The 25,380-nt window shown below is 57.8% G+C and carries 19 protein-coding genes; 8 read left to right on the top strand and 11 right to left on the bottom strand.

The window, feature by feature from the left end:
- Window positions 1-128: 128 nt before the first annotated feature.
- The gene (locus tag ACUZ79_RS14440; protein ID WP_449252008.1) at window positions 129-1,139 is read right to left on the bottom strand and encodes a zinc-binding alcohol dehydrogenase family protein; all 1,011 of its coding nucleotides are present in this window, start codon (window positions 1,137-1,139) and stop codon (window positions 129-131) included.
- A gap of 296 nt (window positions 1,140-1,435) precedes the next feature.
- Between ACUZ79_RS14440 and ACUZ79_RS14445 the strand changes: the two genes are divergently transcribed.
- Together ACUZ79_RS14445 and ACUZ79_RS14450 are read left to right on the top strand one after the other, a co-directional pair.
- Window positions 1,436-2,362 carry a LysR substrate-binding domain-containing protein gene (locus ACUZ79_RS14445; protein ID WP_449252009.1) on the top strand — a complete coding sequence of 309 codons (927 nt, stop codon included), beginning with the start codon at window positions 1,436-1,438 and terminating at the stop codon, window positions 2,360-2,362.
- Between the two features lie 77 nt (window positions 2,363-2,439).
- Entirely contained in the window at window positions 2,440-3,303 is an 864-nt protein-coding gene (locus tag ACUZ79_RS14450; RefSeq protein ID WP_449252010.1) for a class I SAM-dependent methyltransferase, read from the top strand.
- Between the two features lie 80 nt (window positions 3,304-3,383).
- On the opposite strand, the gene ACUZ79_RS14455 is transcribed toward ACUZ79_RS14450, so the two are convergent.
- The 7 genes from ACUZ79_RS14455 to ACUZ79_RS14485 form a co-directional block, all read right to left on the bottom strand.
- A complete protein-coding gene (locus ACUZ79_RS14455; protein WP_449252011.1) occupies window positions 3,384-3,776 on the bottom strand; it encodes a DVU_2496 family lipoprotein in 393 nt (130 codons plus the stop codon).
- A gap of 24 nt (window positions 3,777-3,800) precedes the next feature.
- Entirely contained in the window at window positions 3,801-4,661 is an 861-nt protein-coding gene (locus ACUZ79_RS14460; protein WP_449252012.1) for a zinc metalloprotease HtpX, read from the bottom strand.
- 91 nt (window positions 4,662-4,752) lie between these two features.
- Entirely contained in the window at window positions 4,753-6,669 is a 1,917-nt protein-coding gene (gene asnB / locus ACUZ79_RS14465; protein ID WP_449252013.1) for an asparagine synthase (glutamine-hydrolyzing), read from the bottom strand.
- Window positions 6,657-8,015 (bottom strand): glycosyltransferase family 4 protein, encoded by a 1,359-nt coding sequence (locus tag ACUZ79_RS14470; RefSeq protein WP_449252014.1) that lies wholly within the window; start codon window positions 8,013-8,015, stop codon window positions 6,657-6,659. Before ACUZ79_RS14470 ends, asnB begins: the two co-directional genes overlap by 13 nt.
- A 117-nt stretch (window positions 8,016-8,132) precedes the next feature.
- Window positions 8,133-9,152: a glycosyl transferase family 1 gene (locus ACUZ79_RS14475; protein ID WP_449252015.1), complete on the bottom strand. Its 1,020-nt coding sequence runs from the start codon at window positions 9,150-9,152 to the stop codon at window positions 8,133-8,135.
- Window positions 9,149-10,465 (bottom strand): glycosyltransferase, encoded by a 1,317-nt coding sequence (locus ACUZ79_RS14480; RefSeq protein WP_449252183.1) that lies wholly within the window; start codon window positions 10,463-10,465, stop codon window positions 9,149-9,151. Before ACUZ79_RS14480 ends, ACUZ79_RS14475 begins: the two co-directional genes overlap by 4 nt.
- Window positions 10,466-10,690: 225 nt before the next feature.
- Window positions 10,691-12,010, bottom strand: coding sequence for an aminotransferase class I/II-fold pyridoxal phosphate-dependent enzyme (locus ACUZ79_RS14485; RefSeq protein WP_449252016.1), 1,320 nt, complete (start codon window positions 12,008-12,010; stop codon window positions 10,691-10,693).
- Window positions 12,011-12,368: 358 nt separating this feature from the next.
- Here ACUZ79_RS14485 and ACUZ79_RS14490 point away from each other — a divergent pair, with 358 nt between their 5' ends.
- The 6 genes from ACUZ79_RS14490 (at window position 12,369) to ACUZ79_RS14515 (ending at window position 21,378) form a co-directional block, all read left to right on the top strand.
- Entirely contained in the window at window positions 12,369-15,830 is a 3,462-nt protein-coding gene (locus ACUZ79_RS14490) for an acyltransferase domain-containing protein (protein ID WP_449252017.1), read from the top strand.
- 52 nt (window positions 15,831-15,882) lie between these two features.
- The gene (locus ACUZ79_RS14495; RefSeq protein WP_449252018.1) at window positions 15,883-17,343 is read left to right on the top strand and encodes a TolC family protein; all 1,461 of its coding nucleotides are present in this window, start codon (window positions 15,883-15,885) and stop codon (window positions 17,341-17,343) included.
- Window positions 17,343-18,311, top strand: a complete 969-nt coding sequence (locus ACUZ79_RS14500; RefSeq protein ID WP_449252019.1) for an HlyD family secretion protein — start codon at window positions 17,343-17,345, stop codon at window positions 18,309-18,311. The genes ACUZ79_RS14495 and ACUZ79_RS14500 overlap by 1 nt, the downstream gene beginning before the upstream one ends.
- Before the next feature lie 9 nt (window positions 18,312-18,320).
- On the top strand, window positions 18,321-19,730 hold the full coding sequence (locus ACUZ79_RS14505) for an oligosaccharide flippase family protein (protein ID WP_449252020.1): 1,410 nt from the start codon (window positions 18,321-18,323) through the stop codon (window positions 19,728-19,730).
- A gap of 155 nt (window positions 19,731-19,885) precedes the next feature.
- On the top strand, window positions 19,886-20,875 hold the full coding sequence (locus ACUZ79_RS14510; RefSeq protein WP_449252021.1) for a 4Fe-4S dicluster domain-containing protein: 990 nt from the start codon (window positions 19,886-19,888) through the stop codon (window positions 20,873-20,875).
- Entirely contained in the window at window positions 20,872-21,378 is a 507-nt protein-coding gene (locus tag ACUZ79_RS14515; protein ID WP_449252022.1) for a FeS-binding protein, read from the top strand. Before ACUZ79_RS14510 ends, ACUZ79_RS14515 begins: the two co-directional genes overlap by 4 nt.
- Window positions 21,379-21,403: 25 nt before the next feature.
- Here ACUZ79_RS14515 and rlmN read toward each other — a convergent pair whose 3' ends face one another.
- The 3 genes from rlmN to dsrP form a co-directional block, all read right to left on the bottom strand.
- Window positions 21,404-22,468, bottom strand: coding sequence for a 23S rRNA (adenine(2503)-C(2))-methyltransferase RlmN (gene rlmN, locus ACUZ79_RS14520; RefSeq protein WP_449252023.1), 1,065 nt, complete (start codon window positions 22,466-22,468; stop codon window positions 21,404-21,406).
- 188 nt (window positions 22,469-22,656) lie between these two features.
- A complete protein-coding gene (locus ACUZ79_RS14525) occupies window positions 22,657-23,988 on the bottom strand; it encodes an HD domain-containing protein (RefSeq protein WP_240825435.1) in 1,332 nt (443 codons plus the stop codon).
- 211 nt (window positions 23,989-24,199) lie between these two features.
- Entirely contained in the window at window positions 24,200-25,369 is a 1,170-nt protein-coding gene (gene dsrP / locus ACUZ79_RS14530; protein ID WP_449252024.1) for a sulfate reduction electron transfer complex DsrMKJOP subunit DsrP, read from the bottom strand.
- Between the last annotated feature and the right edge of the window lie 11 nt (window positions 25,370-25,380).

Consider the following 25,380-nt stretch of genomic DNA (forward strand, 5'->3'; position numbering starts at 1 on the left):
CCAGAGATTACTGGGCGATGCGGGCCTTGTTGCGCACGTGGGCCTTGCGGTAGCAGTTGGGTATCTCGCGTGGTAGTGTGGCAAGCCGGGTGAGGGTGCCCGGAGCATGCCCATGCATGCACGGTACCTTATGCGTTGAAAACGATCACCTGTTTGCCCACCATGGTTTCAGATGCCTGCCGCAGGTGTGCCTGCCGCACAGTGTTGGCAGAAAGCCCCGTAAGCGTATCAGCCAGCGTGGTGCGCAGCGTGCCTGTTTCCACCATGCGGGCCACGGCATCCAGAATCTGGCCCTGCCTTTCCATGTCCTCCGTGTGGAACAGGGAACGGGTAAACATGAATTCCCAGCAGATGCGGGCGCACTTGGGCTTGAAAAGGGTGATGTCCAGTGGGCCGGAAGGGTCATCAATAAGGCACACGCTGCCCTGCGGCTTTATCACTTCGGCCATGGTTGCCCAGTGGTCTGAAGCGTGGGTGGTGCAAAAAATGGCGTCTGTCTGGGGCAGGCCTGCTTCCTTCAGCCGTGCGGGGATATTGTCACGCCCGATCACCAAAGACGCGCCCAGCTCCTTGCACCACTGGGCAGAATTGGGTCTGCCTGCCGTGGCCGCCACCGTTATGCCAGCCCATGCCGCAAGCTGAATAATCATGGAGCCAACCCCGCCAGCACCGCCGATAACAAGCAGGCTGCGGCCCTGGTTCGCGCCTGGGGCGGCAACAAATCCAAGTCGGTCAAACACGCCTTCCCACGCGGTGATGCTGGTCAACGGCATTACTGCTGCCTCGGCATCGCTGAGGTTTGAGGGCGCAAGTGCCGCGATGCGTGCGTCCACAAGCTGATACTCTGCATTGCTACCATCGCGGGTAAGATCGCCCGCGTACAAGACTCTTTGGCCGGGCCTGAATTTGCCTGCTTCTGGCCCCACAGCCACAACTTCACCCACGGCATCCCAGCCCAAAACGCGTTGCACCCCCTGGTCGAGCCGTGCAAACACCTTGGTGTCCACCGGGTTCATGCCTGCTGCTGCAACCTTTACCAGCAGGTCGTGCGTGCCGGGAACAGGCACGGGCCGCTCCTGGTCAGTGAATGCCTGGGGCGAATCCGGGCTGTGGCCGCCAGTGGCGATAACTGCGTTCATGGTATGCTCCTGTGGTTAGTACTCTGTCTGGTGGTGGGGCCGGGCAGGCAGGGCCTGACAAATCCTGGCTGCGCCAGCCCCACCCAGATCGCAACCGCCGTCTGTACCCAACAGCCCTCGGTTGCATGAGGCATCACGCGGGGGTTTGATACGGTATCTCGCTCCCCACACGGCAAAAACGCATGGTATGTTCAGAATCATGTGTCTTCTGCCTGTATTCAGCTATAGGCAGAGAGTAGTAAAAAGTAAAATTAATAGTTATTGTGACATTAAGTAGTTTTTGTTATTGATCGTCCATGAAACAGCCAGATCTGGAAATCGACCTGCTGCGCACCTTTGTTACGGTTGCGGAAACTGGCAGCTTTACCTCTGCGGGGGATGTGCTGGCCCGAACGCAATCGGCTATCAGCCAGCAGATTCGCAGGCTTGAGGGTATTGTGGGCAAAAGCCTCTTTAACCGCACCAGCCGTGCGGTACTGTTGAGCGCAGATGGCGAGCTGCTGCTGGCACACGCCTATGCCATCATTGCCCGCAACGACGAAGCCCTGCGCCTAATGACCGCCCCACCCATTGAAGGCCGCATGCGCCTGGGCGTGGCGGAAGACTTTATTCCGCGTCAGTTGCCGGTGCTGCTCTCCCGCTTTGGCAAGGCGCACCCGCAGGTGCGCCTTGAGCTCATGACAGGACTCTCCACCATGCTGGTGGAAAAGCTCAACGCTGGCGAGCTTGACCTTGTGATAGCCAAGCGTGATGCCCAGCCGCAGACAGGCCGCGTCATTTGGCGTGAAAAACTGGTGTGGATTGCCTCGTCCGACTTCCGGCGTGACGGCAACGGCACGCTGCCGCTGGTGGCCTTGCCCGCGCCCTGTTCGTACCGGCGTGTGATGCTGGATGTGCTGCGTGCTGCGCAACTGCCGTGGCGTATCTCGTGCACGGTGCACAGTATCATGGGCTTGCAGGCCGCAGTGATTGGCAACCTTGGGCTCTCTGTGCTTGGCCGTTCATTTCTGGGGCCGGGCCTTGTGGAAGCACCGGAATCCCTGGCCTTGCCTGCCATGCCCGATACGGAAATTGCCGTATTTGGCGAGGAAACCGCCAGGCTTGATCTGGCAGACTGCCTGGTAAAATTTCTTACGGACGCGCTTGAAGGGCTCACTGGCTGTGGGCGGCCCCTGCCCATGGAAATTGTGGGTCAGATATGTGCATGCAAAACACTGCCCTAGCCACTGTTGCCCCCGTGATAGGCTGCATGCTGGACAGGTTCGCAAAGCCGTTCTAGTGTTCTATAACGGAGGAAGCGATGGAAGATAATTTTTTTGCCCGGCATTATCTGGAAAAAGTTGCTTCCTGTCCTGTGTGTGGCGGTCAGCAAAGCCAGATTGCCTACCAAGCTGGCGAGGGTGTAATGGCGCAAAAGTGTGCATGCGGCGCATACTATTGCGACCACCGTCTTAATCAGGCTGGCCTGTCTGCTTACTGGCAGGATTATCAGAACCGTGAACACTGTGCGGTTGAAGAAGAATGCGCCCAGCGGCAACGCATGTATGTTGTGGACTACGAGTATATCGCGCAATTTCTAAAACCTGGGGCCAAGGTGCTGGATGTGGGCTGTGCAGACGGCCTGTTTCTGGACATGTTTGCCGCTGCGGGGCACCAGTGCCATGGTGTGGAATTTGGGCACGAGGCGGCACTAAAGGCCGCGCAGCGTTACCCTGTGCAGGAGGGGTATTTTCCTGATCTGGAGATAACCCCCGGATTTGACCTGATCATTTTTCGCGGCGTATTGCAGTATGTGCATGCGCCGCGCCGCTTTTTCAGCAAGGCGGTATCGCTGCTGGCTTCCGGCGGGCTTGTCTATGTGACGGCCCAGCCCAATATGGAGGCCTATTGCCACCAGACTTTCCGCAACAGGTTTCGTTTCAGCCTTACCCCGTGTGACTGTGTGGGCTACACGCCGCAATCGCTGGCAGGCGAGTTCGCGGCGCTGGGGTGCAGCACAGTGGGGCAGACGTTCTTTTATGAGGAAACTCCTTACGCTGACCCGCCCATGGACATTCAGACCCTGTACAGGGCCATTGAAGCCAGAAACAGGGGGGAAGAGCCGGAAGGAATCTCGCCGCCATTCTGGGGCAATATGATGACCATGGTATTTCGTAAAGACTGAGTCCATATTGTCAGCGCAGACAAAAAAGCTCCGGGCATTTTCCATGTCCGGAGCTTTTGCATTTCATTCATATGCGGCAGTTAGAAACCTTCAGCAACCCAGTCCACAATCTGGGTCATGCGGGTGAGGGTATGCTGGTTGTTGCGCTGCCTCTGACCAATCTCTTCCATGGAGCCTTCAAGGCGGTAGATGCGCCAGTCGCCCTCGGTCAGGACGCCGAGCCGCACGGCTTCATTCACAGCCGCCCGTGCTTCGCCCGGCGAGCAGAACAGGTCGAACTCCTGTACGCCAGGGTCAAGAATCACCTGTGACCCACTGGCAATATCTACAATGTAGTTGCCAGGGGCGTAGATGTATACAAAGGGGCAGGGTTCGACCGGAGGAAGGGGCGTAGCGTCCTGCGTTGGCTGGGTCTTGTTACAGGCTATCAGCGCAAGGCTCAGCAGGGCGGCGCAAACAAGGCGTGCGTGCATCATCTACCTCGTGGGCTGTGGTTTTCAGCGCCCGGAAGCTGCCATTTCGCGCAGACGGCGAATGCGTTCTTCCAGGGGCGGATGGGTGCTGAAGAGGCTTGCCATGCCGCCATGAGCGTACATGGGGGTCACAATGAACATCTGTTCCGTGCTGGGGTTGCCTTCCTGCATGGGGATCTGGCCGCTGGCCATGCCCAGTTTGTTCAGCGCACCGGCAAGGGCCAGGGGCTGACCGCAAAGCGCGGCGCCCGTGTCGTCCGCCAGATACTCGCGCGAGCGTGAAATCGCCATCTGGATAAGCCCGGCAGCCATGGGCGCCAACAGGGCCAGAGCAATGGCGGCAATGGGGTTGGTTCCGCCGCCTTCTTCGTCCCGGTTGCCGCCAAATATGGCCGTAAACTGAAAGATATTGGCAAGGGTCACAATGGCGGAACCCATAACGCCCGCAATGGTCTGAATAAGAATGTCGCGGTTGACAATGTGCCCGATTTCGTGCGCCAGCACACCGCGCAGTTCTTCGGGCGAGAGCAGGCGCATGATGCCGTCCGTGACGGCAACAACGGCATTTTCCGGGTTGCGGCCCGTGGCAAAAGCATTGGGAGCTTCTTCAGGCACCACGCAGATGCGCGGCTTGGGAATGCCCGCATTGTGGGAAAGCTCTTCCACGATTTTGTGCAGGTAAGGGGCTTCTTCCGGCGCAAGCTCGCGCGCGCGGTACATGGAGAGCACTATTTTGTCAGAATACCAGTAACTGCCCACGTTCATGAGCAAGGCAAGGCCAAAGGCAAAAATAACGCCTGTACGCCCGCCCATCAGGCCGCCAAGCATGATTATAATGGCGGAAAGCAGGGCAAGCAGAAGAGCAGTCTTGATCTGGCTGGTCATGCATTTTCCTCTCAAGCAGATTTAAGCAGCGGGTTTTCCGCATGCTTCTTTAATTATAAGCACTCTGTTGATGGTGGCAAGCAGGGCTGGCTCAGGGATGGCGAGCCCTCCACCACAGCTGGAACACCAGCAGGGTCCACAGTGGCTTGCGCAGATCGGCCCTGCCAGAGATGTGATCGTCCATGAGGGCGCGGACCGACTGATAGTTGAATATGCCCTGCGCCTTCAGGGTGGATTCGCTCAGCAGGTCTTCCATGAGGGGTCGCATGCGGCCCCGCAGCCATTGCGCCACAGGAATCTGAAAACCGCGTTTGTTGCGGTACAGGATTTCATCTGGCAGCAGTTCGGCAAAAGCCTTTTTGAGCAGCCATTTGCGCTTGAAGCCGTGCAGTTTTCTGCTCACAGGCAGGCGCGCTGCAAACTCCGCCGCGTCCTTGTCAAGGAACGGCGCGCGAACCTCCAGGCTGTGCAGCATGGAGCAGCGGTCAACCTTGACCAGAATATCATCAAGCATGAACTGGCGGGCATACACGTGGAAAGCGCGGGCAAGCGGCGTGGCGGTGTTTTGCGGCTGCCAGTGGTCATAGTGCTCGCGCGTGGGGGCAAAGAGAACTTCGGGAGCCAGAAAGCCGGGCTGTTGGGCCTTGAAAGCGGCATCCAGAATGGATTCCTGCATGTCGGGCGTAAAGGCCGTGAGCATGGTCTGCACCCGCTGCCATGCCGGGGCATGCGCCGCCCGCAGGAATGTGGCAACGGCTAGGCGGGGGTTGATGTACCCCGCAGAGGAAGGGAGCAGTTGCGCGAGCGGTTCTATGATGCCCTTGCGCAGCGCGGAGGGGGCTGCATTGTACCACTGGGCAACCTTGAAGCCGATGTAATGCTCATAACCTGCCCAAAGTTCATCAGCGCCATCTCCGCCAAGGGCCACGGTGACCTTTTCGCGCGTGACGCCGGAAAGCAGCCATGTAGGGGCCACGGATGCATCCGCCATGGGTACGTCCATGCGGCTGATGATGCCGGGCAGGGTATCCGCGCATTCCTCGGCGGAAAGCACGCGTTCATGGTGGTCAGTGGCAAAGGCCTTGGCCACGATGCGGGCATAGCGCGACTCATCATAGCTGGCCTCGCTGAAGCCGATGGAAAATGTCTTGATGGCCGTGGAAGACTGGCGGGCCATGAGCCCGGCTACAATGGAGGAATCAATACCGCCGGAAAGAAACACGCCCAGCGGCACATCACTGACCATGCGGCGGCGCACCGCCCGTGAGAGCAGAAAACGCAGTTCTTCGCAAAGCTCATTGTCGCTGCGCTTGTCGGACTCATCGGGCATGGGCATATCCCAGTAGCGGGAAATGCTCAGATTACCGTCCTGCAGCAGCAACATGTGCGAAGGCGGCAGGCTCTGCACCTCCGTGTAGACGCTGTGTGGCGTGGGCACGTACTCGTAGGCAAGATAGCGCATAACGGCCTGCGGATTCATGGTCAGGCTCAGATGGCGCAACTGCTCAATCCCGGTTAGTTCAGAGGCAAAATACAGCCTGCCGTGCTGCACGGTGTAGAAAAATGGTTTTTTGCCAAAGCGGTCGCGGGCGCAGAACAGACGGCGCTGCTGGTTGTCCCACAGGGCAAAGGCAAACATGCCGTCAAAGCGGGCCAGGCAGTCCGGCCCCCATATGCGGTAGCCTTCGAGAATGACTTCCGTGTCGGAACTGGTCTGAAATTGTCCGCCAAGGGCGATCAGCTGTTCCTTGAGCTCGGCATAGTTGTATATTTCACCGTTGAAGGTGACGGTCATCTGACCATCTGCGCTATGCATGGGCTGGCCGCCGCCGGAAAGGTCGATGATGGAGAGCCGCCTGTGCCCAAGGCATACCGGGCCGCTGCTCCACTGTCCTTCACCATCGGGGCCGCGATGGGACATGCGATCGGTCATGGCCTTGACCCACTGCCCGGCTTCGGGAGTGAGAGGCGAGGCGTCAACTTGGCAAATGCCCGCTATACCGCACATTTTTGCTTCCAGATGGTGTAATGTTTGATGAAAATGTCTGCCAGACGCCGATTGTTGCGGGTCGGGTCAAACATATCCGCCGCAAGCTGCTTGCCATTGCGCGCCAGCTCCTGAGCCAGGGCGTCATCATCGGCAAGGCGCTGCAGGGCATCGGCCAGAGCCACGGGATCATTGGGCGGCACGGCAAGGCCGGTTTTGCCGTTGATCACCACTTCAGGCAAGGCGTTGACCGTGGTGCTCACCACGGGCAGGCCGTAGGCCAAGGCTTCAATAACCGTGTTTGGAATACCATCGCGGCGGCCAGATTCGTGCACTACGCAGGGCGCTGCAAAAATGTCGTGCTCGGCCAGAATGTGCGGCAGTTCGTTGTGCGAAATAATGCCGGGCAGCAGTACGCGGTCTTCAAGCCGCAGCTCCTCGCGCAGGCGCAGTATTTCTGCTTCCATACGCCCTAGACCCATAACCGCGCCGCCTCCGCCTGCGAGGGTAAGCCTGAAATCCACCCCTCTGTCGCGCAGGATAGCGCAGGCCTTGATCAGCACGTCAAAACCCTTGGTAACGTCAAACCGCCCCAGAGCCAGAAGGCGCACAGGGCGCTCCATGGGCTGTTGTGCCTGGGCATGTTCCTGTGCCTTGGGTGCGGCAACGCTTGTGGTTGCTTCAGTTTTTGGCAAGGGCGGCAAGGTAAGGCTGTTGTAGATCAACTCCACTTTGCCCTTGGCCTGCCCCTTGGCAAAAACCTCGATACGTGTTTTGTCCGCCTCGTTGTTGGCACGGACAAAGAAAGCTGCGGTCAGCTTGTCGCCGAGGTCCGAGTCGGCTGGCTCCAGATTATCGCCGCGCGCGGCTGTGGCAAAGGGCAACCCGGCGATCTGCGAGGCAACCCAGGCCGCTGTGGCCGTGCCGCGTGGCCATGGAGCGTAGATCATGTCTATGCCAGCCTCGCTGAACAGACGGCCCAGGTACATGCCAGCGCAAAATGCCCAAAGGTTTTCCCCCAAGGTTTCCCAGCTGCGCCAGCGGCGGAATATGGCCCTGCGGAAGAGGCGTCCCGAGCGTAAAGGGTGCAGCGCAATTTGCCGGAAGCATTCCCCCAGCACACGCCCCAGAGCGCGCATGCCGTAAGTGTGCGTCTCTCCGGCCACGGCCCGCATCTCATTGGAACAGTGGCGCAGGTTGGGGCCGTACAGGCTGTATACGGAAAGCGGAAGCAGCCTTTTGAGGCCTTCTACTTCCCTGAAGATAAAGGGCTGTGTAAACAGCGGATACCACAGCAGAACATAGGCCACGTGCGGCAGGCCCGTCTCGAATACGGGGGGGGAGGCCTTGGTGCTGGTTTCCGTCATGGCTGTCTCCAAATGCGGCGGGCTTTTCTCAGCGGGTTGCTGGGTATTAAGGCTATCGCCGCCTCTTTGTATATGTATCATCAAGGTTTGCTAGTAAATTTTTTCTGGAAAGCTGTACTATGGACTTGTAGATTCCCCGGTCCAGTCGCCCTTGCCCAACAAAGTGGGGGCGGTTGGCCCAAGCTCGCAGCGCAGTTCGTCCATGGTCACGCACCGCACACTGTAATGCCTGTGCAGCCAGTTGAGCCAGTCGGCAACTTTGCGTGTGAAGCGCGCCACTGCTGTGGCGTCAGGCAGGTGAGGCGTGCCGCCGGGCATCATTTCTGATGAATGCCAGGTCAGGGAAAGCACCCGTCCGCCACGGGCCGTAAAGACTTTTGTAATGGCGCACATGGCCCACAGAGGATGGTAAACAGGCAGCAGAGCCAGTGCTCCCCAGCTTTTCAGGCTGGCGCGTATTTTTTTGCCAGCCGGGCCGGACACGCTGCGCAACAAGGCCGGAAGCTGCGGAACGAGGGGGGTCACTGTGAGGGGAACTTCAAAAATATTGTCCTCTCCCACCGAAACCCAGTATGGAGTGCCTGGCGCGTCAAAATGGTCGGGGCCCTGCATAGGCGTGGGGGCGCAGTGCAGGGGGCGCACTGAGGCATCGCAAAGAATGCCTGCGGCGGCCAGAAGATGCCAGTGCTGGCGGTGCAGATCCCATCTGCCCATGCGAAAGGAAGTGAGCGGCGCGCTCTGCACTGCACGGCCAGCCTCCATAAGGGCCGCGAGTTTGGCGGCGAACAGATCGTTGGACAGTGCTGCAGCGGGCACGCTGTCGGTCATGTCGGGCAGGGTTTGCTCCGACCCGTCCAGCGCCAGAGGCGGCGTGTTCCAGTGGTGCAGGTGCACGCCAATTTCAGCATGGTGTTCGTCTCGCAGCCATGCCAGGGTCTCGTGGGATGTTTTATCAGCCAATACGCTGTGAGCGCAGAAGAGCGTGGGGCGCACGCCCATGGTGCAGAAAGGGGTCAAGGCTCTCAGGCTGGCGGTGTTGCGCGTGGAAAAGCCACGGCGGGCGTAGCGTCCGCCAAAGAGGCCTTCTTCTTCAACGTCCAGACTGACGGCCAGATAGAGCGGCTGTTTGACGCTCATGCGTGACCTGCCGCTCCGGCTTTCATGGCGGCGGGGATGTCGTCCTCTGCAATGCTTCGGGTCTGTCCACCGGAATGGCTCCAGTAACGACGGCTTTCATCCACATAAAGGCGCAACAGAGCCGTGATGTTGTTTTCCCGGTCAAACATTTTTTCAACGCGGGCGCGGCCTGCCTCGGCCATGCGGCTTGCGTGTTCCCGGTCTTCAACCATATGCCGTACGGCGTCGGCAAGAGCGCGCGGGTTGCGCTGCGGGGTAAGCAGGCCGGTTTCTCCGTTGATTATCACTTCGGAGATGCCGCACACGTCTGTGGCAATGACAGGCATGCGGTGCGAGAGAGCTTCCATGATCACGTTGGGGATACCGTCGCGGTCGCCGTTGAAATGGACAACACTCGGCATGATGAGCATGTCGTGGTCGAGCATGTAGCCGCAGATCTGATCATGCGGGATAAAGCCGGGCATGTGCACGATATTTTTAAGGCCCAGTCGGTCACGCATACCCATAAGCTTGAACCGCCAGCGGCCGTTGCCCACGAGGGTAAGGGTCACAGGTACGTTTTCTCTTTGCAGGCGCGCCATGGCCGAGAGCAGGTCGGGGAAACCCTTGGTGCGCGCAAAGCGCCCCACCGCCAGCAAACGGTAAGGAGGGCGCATGCTGACTGCACACTGCCCCTTGGGGGTAAATGTAAGGCTGTTGTAAATGGCGTGTACTTTATGCTCCTGCCCAACAGGGCAGAAGTTGCGCAGCCAGCTCACATTGGCGTGATTGTTGGTGCGGATGAAGAGCGCATCTGCGGATTTTTCCCGCAGCAGGCCGTCTTCCGGGTAGATGTCGCCAGCGCGTCCCGTAAAGGCAAAGGGAATACCTGTAAGACGCGAAGCCACCCATGATGCCGTTGCCGGGCCGTTGGCCCACGGGGCGTGAATAAGCTTCACGCCATCCCTCACGCACAATTCGGCGAGCAAAAAGCCCGCCATGAAGCACCACAGGTTTTCACCCAGGGATTCCATGTTGCGCATTCGGTGGAAAAATCCCTTGCGCATGAGGTTCCAGACCTTGAGCGGATTGCGTGAAAGGGCACGCATGAAAGCCCGGAGAATGCGCACTGTGCCGCCAACGCCCATGCGTTCCACAGGCCCGGTAAACTTGCGCATTTCTTCGCTACAGCCGCTCAGGCTTTTCCCATACATGGTATAGGCGCGCACAGGCAATCCCCGCGCCATAAGCTGCACAACCTCGCGAAAGATGAACGTTTCGGAGGAGAGGGGAAACCAAAGCAGAACATAGGCAACAACCGGCAAGGCGTCCATTTTCGGTTGTGATGCGCTTTTCTCTGCTTTTGCGCCGTCAATATGCGTCATGGTTTTCTCCGCTGCAAACAAGAGCCGGGCCACTTGGCCCGGCACGGCAGACGGAAGTTCCATCTGCCCGAAAATGCGAACATGCCGCAGAGTCGCACAGTTGCGACCCTCAAGCGGGCGATGTAACGCCCGCTCAAGCGACAGTCCGACCACGCAACACGGGTCGCTATGAAGTTACGCCTGCCCGCTCTCGCTGGCGTTCTGGCGCTTGTAGTCGTCCACAATGGCCCAGGCCTTGGGGATTTCTTCCTTCACGGCATCCAGCGCAGTGCGGATATGTTCTTCCGTATGGGCTGCGGAAAGGAAGAAACGCAAACGGTCTGTGCCTTCTTTGACAGCAGGGAAGGTGATGGGCATCACATAGATGCCGCGCTTGAACAGTGCGTTGGACAAAAAGCCCGCCACCATGGGGTCGCCCACCATGACCGGCACAACGGCATAGCCCTGGGCCGCGCCCGTATCAAGGCCAATGCTGGCGGCGTAGTCCACAAAGAAGTGCGAAATCTTCTGTAGCTTGTGCACCCGTTCGGGTTCGCGCAGCATGATGTCCAGAGCCTTGTGGCAGGCCACGGCGATAATGGGGGGCATGCCCACGCTGAAAACGAAGCCCGGCGAACCGTACTTGAGGAATTCGATCAGCTCATGGCTGCCGGCAATGAAGCCGCCGCAACCGCACATGGATTTGGAGAGCGTGCTCATCCACATGTCCACATCGGTGGGATCAATATTGAAATGTTCGTGCGCGCCCCGGCCCGTTACGCCAAGCACGCCAAGGGAGTGGGCTTCGTCCACAAGCAGCATGCAGTCGTAACGCTTTTTCAGTTCAATGATGCGCGGCAGATCAGGGATGTTGCCGTCCATGCTGAACAAGCCTTCGGTAACGATAACGGCGCGCTTGTGCTCGGCGCGTTTGGCTTTGAGCATTTCTTCAAGGGCATCGCAATCGTTGTGGGCGTATGAGTAGCGCGATGCGCCGGAAAGACGCGCGCCCTGAACCAGTGAGTTGTGAGCCAGGCCATCGTGGAAGATGGCGTCGCGATGGCCGAAAAGAAAGCCAAGGGTGGAGACGTTGGTGGCGTGCCCGCTCACATAAATGATGCAGTCTTCCACTCCGTACAGGTCGGCAAAGGCGCGCTCAAGCTCACGGTGTGGCGGACGTTCGCCGCCGACCAGGCGGCTGGCGCCAGCAGAGGTGCCGTAAATGGCAGCGGCTTCGCTGACGGCAGCGGTGATCTCGGGGTGAGCGTTGATATCCAGATAGTCGTATGTGGAAAAATTGAGATATTCTTTGCCGGAAATGAACGTGGTGGCCTTGGCCGCGCGCTCATGGCAAAGAAACAGAGGATTTTCCATCCCCATCTTGGCTCCCATTTCCACAAGCCGATCAAAGGCGAGCTTGGAACGCGTGCGGTTAAATCCGGAAGCGCTGCTTTCGGCGGCGGCGGGAGTTTGCACCGCCTCTTGGCCAGCCTGATAGGAATGGTTGTTCTTCATGCCTCGTCCTCGTAAATTTGTCCAAAAAAGCCGTGCCTGGTGGGCCAGATGAGGGCCGAAATCCGGCAGGCGCAACATTGTAAGGAGTCAGTATAGCCAAAGCAAGATGTTATGGCAAGTCACGTGTTGGGCGGCGCTGTTGAAAGCTTTACAGGCAGTGCTGAGCTGTCGGCAGTGTGGTAAAGGAGTTTGCGGGCGCTGGCTGGACAAGAATGATGATATCTACTAACATAATCCTTTACCCAAATGGCTGCTATGCCCCTTTTGCCCCGCCTCGGCCCTGTCGGGTTGCCGGGCTTTGGCCCTTTACAGGCACTAAGATATGCGTCAGGACTATGAAAATCCAGTACCAGGCACCATGCAAGACGAAGTAGTTCTTGATGGCGTGCGTTATGCCAACCTGCAACAGGCTGGCCAGCAGTGGCGTATCGGTGCCGTCAACCCCGCATGGCGACAGGAATTACTGGCTCTGCCAGCAAATCCCGATGCCGAAGCCCTTGGCAGGCTGGAAGCTCGCGGTCTGTGGATTGCGCCGGAGCGGGCTGACGGCCCGCCGCCTTTGGCGGTGATGTGCTGCGGCCTTGGGGCGGTCTGGCCCGGAATGGGCCGTGAGCTGTACGACAATTTTCCCGCAGCCCGAGCAGCAATGGATCGCATTGCCGCCGTGGCGGATTGGGACGTGCTTGGCCTCATGGATGAAACGGGCGTGGAGAAAATCAGCCTTACCCGCTGGCAGTCTCCTTACGTATTCATGCTGGAGTACGCCCAGTGGAGCGTGTTGTCTTCGCTGGGGCTGAGCCCCTCGCTTTTTTGCGGCCATAGCCTTGGTGAATTGATCGCTCTCTGTTTTTCAGGCATACTGGCCCCCGAAGTGGCGTGGTATATCCTGGATACGCGCGCCGTACACATGGCTGAACTGGAGGCTGGGGCCTCCCGTGAAACAGGTATGATGGCCGTGCACGCGGACGCCGAGATCATCAACGAAGCCTGCGCCACCTGGCCAGAACTCTATGTTTCCAACTACAACACGCCGCATCAGTTTATTCTGAGCGGCCCTCGCGGTGTGTTGCAGGAAGCCCGCAAGAGCCTGCGCAAACGCCGCATCCCTGCCATTGTTCTCAATGTGAGCCTGGCTTTTCACCATCCCAGCATGCGCGTGTTGCGCGACATTTCTTTGCGCCGTCTGAGCGCACTCGACATGTCTGCGCCCGAAAGACCCATGCTGAGCGGTATTACCGCAGATTTCTACCCTGAAGATCAACCCTCCATCTGCCAGTACATCGCCGATCTTGATGAAAATTCCGTGCGATGGACAGAATGTGTGCAGACCATGTGGAACCGTGAGGGCATCCGGTATTTTCTTGAACTTGGCCCGCAGGATACGCTGTGCAGCCTGGCGGCTGACAATGAGCCGCAGGCAAAATGCCTGACGGCAGGACGCAAGGGGAAAGAAGTAGAGGGCATGCGTCAGGCCTGCGCCCAACTGTATTCACTGGGGTACCTGCGGCGTGAGGCTGTGGCCCGGCGGATGCATCTGGCGGCAAGCGGCGGCGAAGCCCGTTTGTTGGCCTGCAAACCGGCACCCCACTGCGGTTTATGCCCTGCTGTGGCTGGCAATGTTGCAAATACCTGCGCTTCGGCGGCGTCAGATGCCCCGCAATCCAGTGTTATGGAAACGGCAACGGCTGAACTCGCTGATTCTTCTGTCGCTGCCTCGGATGCCGCACCTGTAATGGCATCCTATGCCGAAAACATGGCGGTGGTTCTGCAAATTCTGGCTCAGGCCTGCGGCAGGCCGGTTGAAGATCTACGCCCAGAAATGGACTTGCGGTATGATCTTGCCCTGCGCTCCAGCCGCTTTCCCCATATTGTGCAGGATGTGGAAAAGGCCCTTGGCATTGCCGTCAATTTTGAAGACCTGCTGCAGGTATCAACCATCGGTGATCTTGGCCGGGTGCTTTCCGGTGGTTCTGCGTTTGCAGGGCAGGCAGAGCACACCGCAGAAAGGGTCAGTGCAACCGCAAAGCTTTGCGCGGAGCCTCTGCGCAGGTTTGCCCCCCTTAAAGATTTGCCCGCAGTTGGGAGCAATGGCGAGCTGTGCCTTGAGCCTCTGCTGCTTGATCCCAGTGCTTCAGGGATAAGTCTGCAGCTTGGCGATGTTGTGCTCCTCTGCGTACTGGATGCTCACATATTGCCCCGCCTGCTGAGCGGCATTGCACCCCTGGGATGCGTGCTGGGTGTGCCCCAGCCTCTGCTTGAGCGGTGCGCGCCCCTTGCCAAGGCCGGGGCAAATTTGGTGCCGCTTGATATAGATCTGGGCAATGGCGACGAAACCGCTCTTGCAGTTAGTCAGTTGCAGACGGCCATAGCGGATTTCGCACAGGCACAGGGCCGAGTGGACGGGTTGTTTTTTGTGCCGCCGATCCCGGCTGGCATTATGGTTGCGCCTTCTGCCGATGATGTGCCGTCACATGCTGCGCCGGAGCGGCTTGGCGCGTTGATGGAAGCGGCTATTGCGGCTGCCGTGCCTCATGGCTTGCGCTTTGCTGGCAATTGCTCCGTGCTGCCGCCCAAAGTGGAAAACTGCATTTTTGACGCCCCGTTGGAAAAAGCCCTGGATGCGGCGGCTCACGCCCATGATGTGGCTGTGCGGGCAATTCGCATGTTGCACGGCCCTGAAAGAGCGAGTCTTGACGAATGGGGCGACATGCTGGCGCGTGAAATTCTTTGCGGCACAGCCGAACAGGTGCTCTGGGTGCGGCCTGGATCCTTGAACGGTCAGGTTGTTTGTGAGGAGCCGTCCGTCCGGAACATCATCAAGGAGAATCCGTTGAGATTCCCGCTGGTGTTTCCTGAAAAACAGCCCGTATACCGCTCAACCGCCACCCTGTTTCAGGGGGCCTGCCATTTTTCGCGTTTTGCCGACAAAACACTGGCCCTGCACGGCGCGCAACCGGGTAGCTGCCTTGGAGCAGATGTGCCACGTCTGCCGGTTTGCCGCAGTCTGGAGGCCATGCTTGAAAGCTCGAGGCAATCCTTGCCCTGGCTGACAGTCACGGGCTTTTGCGATTTGCGTTTTTTTGATGCGCCGGAATTGCCGCCCGGCATTACTCGCGAATGCCGGGTGACCGCTGAGGCAGAACCCTGGCTGCTGCAGGAAAAAGTCATGACGCGCATGTGCCGCAGTGAGCTTTCAGTGCGCGGCTTGACGCCCAACGGCAGGCATACTGCCCAGTATGCACCGGTAAGCGAGGGGATGGTGTGGCTTGCGGCCCATCGCAGCAGTGTGCCCCCCCTGTGGGAGGAGGTGCCTGCCGCAGCCTCCGTGGCAAGCCCTGCGCTAGACACCGGGCCATTTTATACTGCTGCCGGGCTGGGGCGCGAGTGGCGTTTTGTGGAAAGCTTCTGTATGTTGCCCAACGACTTGTTTTCTGGCGCGGTGAGTTTGCCCCAGACATGCATTGCCCCCGAAGCTGATTCTGGCTATACTGACGACATGCTTGTGGTGGAGGGCGTATTGCAGGCTGCATGGCTTGCCATAACATCCGAATACTCCAAGGATTTTTCAGATACTGCCGCTCTTGCTGCCGCTATGCAGGAGTGGGCTTTGCATGCCGTGGGCTTTATCCGCATCGGGCCTGTCCGTGCTGATGGCCCCTTGCGCATATTGATGCAACGTTCTTGGGCCAATGCACGGCTGCGTCGTTTTGACGCGCAGGTCATTGATCAGGAAGGGCATGTTTTTTTGACAATTCACCATCTTGAATTTGACCGAGGTGATCAGGCCGGGCTTTCCCCTGCCATGAATCCCTCGGCATAAACACTCAATCTGCTCAGCGTCGCGCAAAGCGCAACGACGCAAAGGGTGCCAGATGCTCACTGCACAAGCAAACCTTACTACACGTCTTTTTCTGCCGCTGCTGCTTGTGGCGGCCCTGCTTGCCGGAGCCTGTTCCAACAAGGCCGGGCTCAAGTCGCCGGAACTTCCCGCCAAGCATTGGCTTGAAGAAGCCCCAGGCGTGCCTGTTGAAAACAAGGCCAAGCTTGAAGCCGCAGTGCCGAACCTCTATGATCCCAAGAAGGTTTTTTCCTTCGAAGATTGCGTGTTCCTGACCATTCAGCAGTCGCCTGCCCTGGTCAACAGCGCCGTGAATATTGAAATCAAACGTCTCGCCCAGACAGACGCCGTGTGGAAGTATCTTCCCGAGCCGCGCATGAATTTTACCGTGTCCAATAACCTGACCCGGTATAATATGGACAATAAAGACACGCCCAGCGATTACGGTCAAACCCGGTTCCGCGTGGGTTTTTATGCCGCCTTCCCCAATCCCATGGCCACCTACTTTGAGCACAAGGTGCAGTCAGCCATGGTCAATCTGGCAATCTCCACCCACCGCAAAGCCGTGGGCAAGGCTATTGGGAAGATTGGCGAGGCCTATCTCCAGCTTCAGGCTCAGCAGAAGATTGTGGAAGCGCAGAAAGAGCTGCTGCCGCTCGGCAAGGAGCTTGTGGATTACTGGAAGAAGGTTGAGGCCGTTGATGGTCGCCAGGGGGTTTCGCTCAACATGGCAATCCAGCACCAGCGCGAGCTTGAACTCAAGCTGGAGCAGACCAAAATGCGGGAAGTCATGCAGCGCACGCAGCTCAAGATTCTTGCTGGCGTTGAGCCACAGCAGAGGCTTGAGGTGGACACCAAGAGCGCTGATTCCGTGCTGGCCGGTTTTGATGGCCGCAAGCTCACCTGGGAAGAACGTTGGCCTGCCACTGAAGATGACCTGCTGCTTCGCGGACAGGTGACTCTGGGCGATTACAATATCATGGTTGCCTGGGCACAGTATATGCCGACCATGTCCATTGCCGTGAACAACAACCCTCCGGCTGGTCAGTATCAGCCGCCGAGTGGGACTGAAGACACGTTTTTGCACCTGACCTTCGACTTCCCGCTTATTGACTGGGGCCGTAGATACCGTGGCGTACAGACTGCACGTATGGTCAAGGCCCAGGCCTTCCACGATCTGGCCCGCAAACGTACGGACTACTCCAACAAGTGGCTCCAGAGCGAACAGCGGGTAGCCTTGGCCGAAACGGAACTCAAGCTTGCCAAGACCCGTCTGGACACAGCCAGCATGCAGTACAAGGAAGCCCAGATTTCTTTCCACGAAGGCATTGCGCAGCTGCCCGACATGGCCTCCAAGCAGGAGGACATGGTTCAGGCGCGCATTGCCTACATCAATGCCGAGCTTGACTATAAGCTGGCCCAGCTTGAGTGGATGGACCTGTCAAATTCTCTGGCCCAGCGCTTCCTCGGCCTGCCTGCTAAGGAGCTGCTGTAATGTTGGGTATGTATAAAAAAACGAGCTCGCGGGTGCGGCGGCGTTGTTTTGCCGCAGCATTGTCTGCTGTCACGCTACTTGCTGCTTTTTTGATATTTCAGGGTGCAGTCTCTGCTGCGGAGAATGGTTCCATAGGCGCTGGCGCGACCATTCTGACCGGCAAGGTCGTTACAACGGTCACGCGCGCCGTGCCTGTGCCGTTTAACGCTGTTGTGGATGAAGTGATGGTCAAGCCCGGCGAAGCCATTGCCAAAGGTGCGCCGCTGATGCGTTACCACCTTCAGGAAGAAGCCGAGCGGGTGCTGCAACGAGAAGTGACCACCGGGGCTGCTACCGAGGGCCTTAGAGGACAGGTGCTTGATCTTGACCGCAAGCTTGCAGAAACTGCCGCCCAGCGCAACAAGGCCCGCCAGCTTGCAGCCTCGGGGCTAGGCTCTGCCCAAGCTTCCAGCCGACTGGAAGACGATGTTCACTCCCTGAAGCGCCGCATTGAACTTTTGACTGCGACCATTCAGAAGTCTGAACAGAATTTCGCCGCCCGACTCGAGGAACTGAGCGGCTATTTCGGCACAACCATCAAGGAAGGCGAGCGCCTGCCTGCGACACTTACGCTTACCTCTCCCATTGACGGTTATGTGCTGTCGCTTGACTCCACGCTCAATCCTGGATCCCTGTTGGCCGCTGGCACCACGCCCGTGCGCGTGGGGCGGCTTGATCCCGTGCTGATCCAGGTGCCCGTCTACGAAGCCGAGATCAGCGGCATCAAGGCTGGAGACTCGGTGGAAGTTGAAATTCCTTCGCTGAACAACAAAAAGTTCAATGGTACAGTGAATGAAATTTCCTGGGTTTCTAATGATATGAGCGTTTCAAATCCTTCATATTACACGGTGGAGCTTACTGTTCCCAATCCTGGTCTGGAACTCAAGCCTGGGTTCAAGGCTGTGGTGCGCTTCAAAGGGAGCAGGTAAACCCGTTTCATGAAGCTGAAAAGCATCCCCCGACGATTGGGGTACATTCTGGGTGCGCAATGGACGCGCGACCTGGCCTGGACCGCTTTTACCATTCTTCTTGCACGCCGCAGCCCCGATATCTTGGGGCAAGTCGTGCTGGCACTCACGTTCGGCTACTTGGTGAAAACCGTAGCCGACGTGGGGCTTAATGATTTTCTGCTCTCAACATTTGCCCGGCGCGAAGGCCGCCCCTTGGCCCTCCTGGGTGAAGTCACCTGGCTCAAGCTCGTTGTGCTTGTTCTGGCCCTCTGCGTTACATGGCTTGTGACTGGCTGGCAAAACTATACACCTGAGCTGCGGCTTGTGGTTATGTGCATTGCCGCTGGTTTGGGACTGGACGGGGTGAGCGATTCGTTTTTTGCACTCTGCCAGGCGCGGGGGCGGCAGGATGTGGAAATGCGCATCCGTGTTCCGTCTGCATTGATGGGCATTGGCTTTGGCATTGCCTGCGTGGTGCTTGGAGCGCCGCCCATTGTGATTGCACTGTACAAACCCATAGAATCGGTGCTGTGCATCATTTTTGCCTTGTTGGCATTACAGCGCAATCCCCTTGCTGGTGTTGGACTTGATGGCATGAAAGATCTGGCCCGGCACATGAAGCACGGCCTTATCTTTACCTGCATGGCTGGCTGCGCCATGTTTTATAACAAGATCAACGTGATATTCCTTAAGCAGTACGGTGGTAATGCCGATGTGGGTGGCTACGGCGTTGCCTGGGAAACAGTTGAAGGCCTGTCGGTGCTTGTTTCCAGCGCATTGCTGGGCAAGGTTATTTTTCCACTGCTGGCAAAACTCTGGCAGCAGGATAAGGGCGCATTCCGACAACTGGCCGGTCAGACTGCACGCTCCCTTTGGGCTGCGTCGCTGCCCATTATCTTTCTTATCTGTGTGGAGAGCGACCGCTTTCTTCCCCTGATTTACGGCCCCAACTACCAAAGTGCGGTCACCGCTCAGCGCTTGCTTACACCATGTCTAGCAACGGCCTTTTTGCACAACCTTGCGGCATACGCCATGATCGGCATGCGCCAACACCGGTTGCTCCTGGTATTTTATCTCACGGGCCTGGTGTGCAATCTGATATGCTGCTTTACTCTCATTCCTGCCATGCCCCTTGAAGGTGCGGCCTTGTCCCTTACCATTACCAAGGTTTGGGTGGCCTTGCTTACAGTTGGCTATTTTCAGTGGGCCGCGCGCCCCATGTCGCTTGAGCAGTGGGGAATCATGCTTGGTGCCTGCGCTGCCTGCGTAGGAATGTGGTGGGGGATAGGGCGGGTCGCGCCGCGTGAATTGGCAGAACTGGCAGGCCTTGTGCCTTTGCTGGCCTTGTTCTGGCGTTGGAGACCACCACCGCCTTTTGAAAAAGCCGCGCTTGCCTGATGCACATCTGGACGGTCAGTTGCCGTGCAAGGCATGGAGTGGCAAGCATTACCCGGATGATCAGACTGCGCCGGGCCAATTGTCTGAGAAGTTGACGCCACGGTAAAGGCAGGCCTATAGAATTACTGCAAGACAGTAACAGGCAAGGCATTCTCATGGGCAACAAGCTGCTTCTACAGCGCAGGTCAGTCATTAAGGCCATGGCAGGCACTGCGGGCTTATCGCTGGCGGGTGCATCATCTTCTATGGCCTCAAGCTTGCAGAACTGGGGCGGCGGTGATGACCGCGCCACCATCATTGATGTGGATCTCTGCAATGGTTGCGGAGCCTGCGTGTCCGCCTGCCGCGATAGAAATCTGGCAGAAATTCCACTTCCTGTTCAGCCAATTCCCCGCCCCTACCCAGCATGGGTGCGCGTCAACGACTGGTCGACCCGCCGCGATGAAGTTTCACGCCTTACTCCCTACAACTGGCTTTTTATTCAATCATGCTCCATCGCGGTTAACGGTGTGGAGCGTCGGATATATTTGCCTCGGCGCTGTTTGCATTGCCTGAACCCACAATGCGTCACTCTGTGCAGCACAGGCTCCTTGCGCCAAAGCAATGAAGGAGCAGTTTACTCTCATCGCAGCACCTGTCTGGGGGACGGCCCCTGTGACCGGGCCTGCCCGTGGGGTATCCCGCAACGCCAGGCGGGGGTTGGCCCTTACCTGAACCTTGCGCCCAGGTATGTTGGCAACGGACAGATGTTCAAATGTGATTATTGCAGTTCTCTGCTCAAGGCTGGCGAAAACCCTGCTTGCGTGACGGCCTGTCCGCAGAGGGCCATGCGTATTGGACCTCGTGAGGAAATGGCTAAGCTGGCCAAGGAAATGGCGGAGCAGCGGGCCGGGGATATTTTTGGACTCAAAGAAAATGGCGGCACAAACACCATCTATGTTTCTTCAGTGCTTTTCCGCGATATTGAATCCAACATGCTGCGTCAGGGAAAGGTAGGCTTTGGTATGCCGAGTTTGCGCCCGGCTGGCGCCAGTATGGATAAAGAAAACAGCCTGCTGAAGGCGGTTCTGCTGGCCCCTGTGGCGGGGGCGGCCCTGGCGGTACTGCGATTGTGGCGTGAAAGAAAGATGAGGCGCAATCCATGAAAAACCATCCATCGCTTTTTTCCTCATTCTTCAGCGTATTGTGGCTGGCCAGCATGCTCACAGCCGTGTGGAGCGGTCTAGCGCATTTGCCGCAGGCCGGGCGCTATGGGCTGATTCAAAGCTCTAGCTGGTCGCCATCTGTTGCGCATTATTATTCGTCAGCGGCACTGCTGTTCTTGGGAACATACGCCTTCACAGTCTGGCGTCTTCAGGGGCGTAGCGCTTACTGCCTGACCCGCTGCGGCCTGCTGCGCGTGAGTTTGCTGATAGGGTTGGCCATCAGCGGCTTGGCGCTTATCATGCATAACATGCCAGATTTTTCTCTGTACGATGGTGTGTATGCATACGTTAAAGGGTTGCATCTTGTGTGTGCCCTGGCCTTGCTTCCCCTGCTGATTTACAGGCTCTGCCGCCGCTGGACGGGCGGGTACGGCTGGCTGAAACCACGCGATGGGGCAGACACGAGCTGCGGCGCCTCAAGGCGGCGTCCGACTCAACGCTAGAACTATTCCAGCCAGCCACCCCGGTTCAGTCCAATTGTGCCTGTCGATCCGCCTTAAGCTGTCCACAGGCTGCCTTGATGTCCTGTCCTTTGCTCTTACGCAGTATGGCCGTGATCTTGCGCTTCCAGAGATACTGCTCAAAGGCCAGTACGCTTTCTTCCGTGGGGGCGGCGTAGGGAGCGCCTTCTGCGGGGTTGTAGACAATAAGGTTCAGCTTGCCCCGCACATCGCCTACCAGCCGGGCCAGATCCCTGGCCTGTTCTTGCCCGTCGTTGACCCCGCCCAACAGCAGATACTCAAAGGTAATGTGCTCCCGCGTTTTAAGCGGGTATGACTTGAGCGCTTCAAACATCTCGTCAAGAGGCCAGCGTGCGGCCTTGGGCATGATTTTCGCCCGCAGTTCCTGCGTTGGCGCATGCAGCGAAACCGCCAGATAAGCAAGGCCGCTATCTCCCAGCTCGCGCAGCCCTTTTTCAATGCCGCATGTGGAAACTGTGATGCGGCGCGGGGAGAAATTCAGCCCCTTGGCGTTATTCAGGCCTTCAAGGGAGCGCATGAGTTCGCGCATGTTGAGCAATGGCTCGCCCATACCCATGAACACAATATTGCGCAGCATGGGCCATTCCGGCCTGTCATCACCCAGGTGCGCACGCGCCACAAGGATCTGCCCCAGAATTTCGGCCATGGTCATGTTGCGTTCAAAGCCCATTTGCCCCGTAGAACAAAATGTACAGGCCATGGCGCAGCCTACCTGGGACGACACGCACTGCGTCCAGCGACGCACGCCTTCGCGTGAATCCGATGGAATGAGCACTGTTTCAACCAGCGCACCATCCTCGAGGCGCAGCAGAAATTTTGTGGTGCCATCCTGGCTTTTCTCTACCGTGACTACCTCCGGCCAGACAATGACAGCCTTGGTAGTCAGTTTTTCGCGGCAGTCTTTTGAAATATTGGTCATGGATTCAAAGTCGCGAACCATGCGTTGCCACAGCCATTGCCAAATTTGCATGGCGCGGAACTTGCGCTCGCCCAGTTCTGTTTGAAGCCAGTTTTCCAGCTCGGGAAGGGTCAGGTTGAGAAGATTGGTCATATGCTCTGCCGGAATGAGATAAGGTTTTGTAGTACAGAAGTATTGTGTACTGGCTGTTGAACTACGATGTTTGGCGCTGATGGGCAAGAAATTTTCATGCCTGCAACATCGCGATTACGGGCGGCGGACAAGCAAAAATGGGCGTTCCCAAAGGAACGCCCATAGTGTCAGCATAGGCGGTTGGGTGATTATCCCACTGACTTGCGCGCGTAATCACGCACAAAGGTTACGGCGGATTCAACATCCGTAACTTCGCCTGCAATCTGGGCCTGCAGCAGTGCGTCACGAATAATTCCCACCAGCGGTCCGGGCGACAGCTTGGTTTCGCTCATGATCTCATTGCCGTTCAGCAGCGGTTCCAGCATCTGCTCCGGCGTTTCCGCGCGATCCAGATACTTCATATTGTGGTTGAACGAAGTGAGGATGCCGTCGCGGGCCTTGAGGTCGGCCCTGGCCATGGCGATAAGCCGGGGGTAGTCGTCCAGTGCCTTGAAGCGGCGGATGCCCCTGTCGGTCATCATGAAGTGGAAGCGCATGTGGTGGCGCACCAGATGACACAGCAGGTCGATATCTTCCTGCGCAAAGTGCAGGCGGCGCAGAATCTTGCGCGTTACCTTGGCGCCCACGCGGTGATGCTGGTAGTACGTCCAGATGCCATCGAAGTATTCGCCAGTGTAGAGCTTGCCCACATCATGGAACAGCATGGCCATTGTGCCAAGCCAATCGTAGTGGAAATCTTCTTCGGGGTAGTGCTTCATGCACTCAAGCGTGTGTTCAAACACGTTTTCCGTGTCGCCTTCCTTGTTACGCATCTGGGTGAGGCAGGAAAGGGAGGCCACTTCAGGAATAAGCCCCTGAAGGATATGCGAATCAAAGAGCAGGCGCACAAAACGGTACATGGATTCGGCAGCAACCTTGCGCCATTCGTCCATGATGTCCGTGGCAGGAACGTAATCCAACACGCGGCTTGAGGCGCGCACAATGGCAAGCCAAGTGTTTGGCTCGATGGGCAGGTCAAAATTGGCTGCAAAACGCAGAGCGCGTATCGCCAGTAGGTAATTGTGGCGAAGGGTTTCATCCGGAAGCCCCGCAAGCTGGATAGCGCCGCCCTTGACGTCTTCAAAGCCGTCGTAGGCATCCTGCGTGGTCTCGGGGCTGCCAAAGCCCGTAATGCGCAGCTTGAGCTGTTCCTCATGGGGCATCCTGTCCATCATGGTGGGCGTGATACGCAGCAGGGAAAGCTCCGGGTGACCGGCAGCAGCTACTTCCAAGGGATAAAAACAGAAGACAAAGCCGTTTTCTTCCAGCGTTGCCAGAGCGCGCTTGTCGTGCTGGGGCACTGCCTTGGGAAAAAGCTTGATAAGCGTATCGAGATCCGGCTCGCAGGCAATATCCACAGTGGGCTGCGTGGCGTTTTCCAGCAGGTGCTCCTGCAAGGGGGCGTTGATAACATGAGCGTCATAGCCGTTGCGCAACAGAGTTTTGCTTATGGTTATGGCGTCTTTGAGCGCTTGATGCATCCATGGCTCCTTGCGAATAAAATAACGGGGAATGGCTGATACTATGCCCGCGAGCATGGGTGCGAGTCAAGCTTGCGGTTGAAGAAATGCCGTTATGGCTACGCGGATCATTGTTTGTGGTGCTGACTGCTATTTGCTGACATATCCGCTCGCACGACAAAACGCCCCCGCGTCAGCGACGCGGGGGCGTTTGAGTACACGTACCTGACGATTAGTCAGAGAAGTGGTTCACTTCTTTTTTCACGCCAAGAGCAATCCGCCAGAGCAGGGAGACTACCAGCGCGCCCACGGCGTACACGCCAAGGGCCACGGCAATTTCCTTACCGGTGGGCATGTAGGGGGTGATGGCTTCAAACATGTTGGGGGTGAAACCGCCAATCAGAAGACCAAGACCCTTGTCGATCCACGAAGCAGCCACAAGCATGGCCAGAGCAATAGGCATGAGCGTGGGGTGCGTGCGGAGTTTGGGCGGAATAAGAATGGCAAGGCAACCAAAGGCCATGAGAACCGCAGCCCACATCCAGTAGCTCACCCACAGCAGATGCCCGCCGTGACCGAAGAACAGCACGTGGATGGGCTCCATGTGGCCGGGAATGTTGCTGTAGAAGGCAGTGAACAGTTCCAGCACAAAGAAGAACACGTTCACGCACATGGCGTACACGATGATGGTGGTCAGGGTCTTCACGGCTTCCTTGCCCACGTCAAAGCCGGTGAGGCGGCGCAGCAAGAGCATGAGCAGCATCAGGATGGCAGGACCGGAGCAGAAAGCGGAAGCCAGGAAGCGGCCAGCCATGATGGCGGTAAGCCAGTAGTGGCGGCCAGGAACGCCAGCGTACAGGAAGGCGGTCACCGTGTGGATGGAGAAGGCCCACAGAATCGAAAGATAGATGAGGGGCTTGATCCATTTCGGGGGATCGATTTCGTGACGCTCGGCTTCAAGGGTCACCCAACCGATAATGATGTTCAGGCCAAGGTAGCCAATGAGCACCAGCATGTCGTAAAACATGACGGAATTGGGTGTGGGGTGCAGCATAACGTTGAGCATGCGCTGGGGCTGCCCAAGGTCAACCACGATGAACAGGGCACACATGACCACGGCCGCAACGGCCATGAATTCGCCAAAAATGATCATGCGCTTGAATTTTTTATAGTGGTGGAAGTACGTGGGCAACACCAGCATAACGGCTGAGGCGGCAACACCGACGAAGTAGGTGAACTGCGAAATATACAGTCCCCACGAAACGTCGCGGCTCATGCCGGTCACAGACAGACCGTTCTGGAGCTGATCCAGGTACACAATGCCGCAGCCTGCGATCACGCAGAGCAGGAAGAGCAGCCACAAGTAGTAGGTCTTGGGACCTTCGAGCAATTTTTCAACCATGGCCTGTCCTC

The sequence above is a fragment of the Desulfovibrio faecalis genome (assembly GCF_053570625.1).

Excerpts from the sequence above, each read along its gene's own strand:
- asnB (WP_449252013.1), bottom strand. The coding sequence starts at position 6,669 with ATGTGCGGTATAGCGGGCATTTGCCAAGTTGACGCCTCGCCTCTCACT.
- ACUZ79_RS14485 (WP_449252016.1), bottom strand. The coding sequence starts at position 12,010 with ATGAAGAACAACCATTCCTATCAGGCTGGCCAAGAGGCGGTGCAAACT.
- ACUZ79_RS14490 (WP_449252017.1), top strand. The coding sequence starts at position 12,369 with ATGCAAGACGAAGTAGTTCTTGATGGCGTGCGTTATGCCAACCTGCAA.
- ACUZ79_RS14470 (WP_449252014.1), bottom strand. The coding sequence starts at position 8,015 with ATGACGGAAACCAGCACCAAGGCCTCCCCCCCCGTATTCGAGACGGGC.
- ACUZ79_RS14510 (WP_449252021.1), top strand. The coding sequence starts at position 19,886 with ATGGGCAACAAGCTGCTTCTACAGCGCAGGTCAGTCATTAAGGCCATG.
- ACUZ79_RS14450 (WP_449252010.1), top strand. The coding sequence starts at position 2,440 with ATGGAAGATAATTTTTTTGCCCGGCATTATCTGGAAAAAGTTGCTTCC.
- ACUZ79_RS14440 (WP_449252008.1), bottom strand. The coding sequence starts at position 1,139 with ATGAACGCAGTTATCGCCACTGGCGGCCACAGCCCGGATTCGCCCCAG.
- rlmN (WP_449252023.1), bottom strand. The coding sequence starts at position 22,468 with ATGACCAATCTTCTCAACCTGACCCTTCCCGAGCTGGAAAACTGGCTT.
- ACUZ79_RS14525 (WP_240825435.1), bottom strand. The coding sequence starts at position 23,988 with ATGCATCAAGCGCTCAAAGACGCCATAACCATAAGCAAAACTCTGTTG.
- ACUZ79_RS14495 (WP_449252018.1), top strand. The coding sequence starts at position 15,883 with ATGCTCACTGCACAAGCAAACCTTACTACACGTCTTTTTCTGCCGCTG.
- ACUZ79_RS14500 (WP_449252019.1), top strand. The coding sequence starts at position 17,343 with ATGTTGGGTATGTATAAAAAAACGAGCTCGCGGGTGCGGCGGCGTTGT.
- ACUZ79_RS14460 (WP_449252012.1), bottom strand. The coding sequence starts at position 4,661 with ATGACCAGCCAGATCAAGACTGCTCTTCTGCTTGCCCTGCTTTCCGCC.
- ACUZ79_RS14445 (WP_449252009.1), top strand. The coding sequence starts at position 1,436 with ATGAAACAGCCAGATCTGGAAATCGACCTGCTGCGCACCTTTGTTACG.
- ACUZ79_RS14455 (WP_449252011.1), bottom strand. The coding sequence starts at position 3,776 with ATGCACGCACGCCTTGTTTGCGCCGCCCTGCTGAGCCTTGCGCTGATA.
- dsrP (WP_449252024.1), bottom strand. The coding sequence starts at position 25,369 with ATGGTTGAAAAATTGCTCGAAGGTCCCAAGACCTACTACTTGTGGCTG.
- ACUZ79_RS14475 (WP_449252015.1), bottom strand. The coding sequence starts at position 9,152 with ATGAGCGTCAAACAGCCGCTCTATCTGGCCGTCAGTCTGGACGTTGAA.
- ACUZ79_RS14515 (WP_449252022.1), top strand. The coding sequence starts at position 20,872 with ATGAAAAACCATCCATCGCTTTTTTCCTCATTCTTCAGCGTATTGTGG.
- ACUZ79_RS14505 (WP_449252020.1), top strand. The coding sequence starts at position 18,321 with ATGAAGCTGAAAAGCATCCCCCGACGATTGGGGTACATTCTGGGTGCG.
- ACUZ79_RS14480 (WP_449252183.1), bottom strand. The coding sequence starts at position 10,465 with ATGGACGCCTTGCCGGTTGTTGCCTATGTTCTGCTTTGGTTTCCCCTC.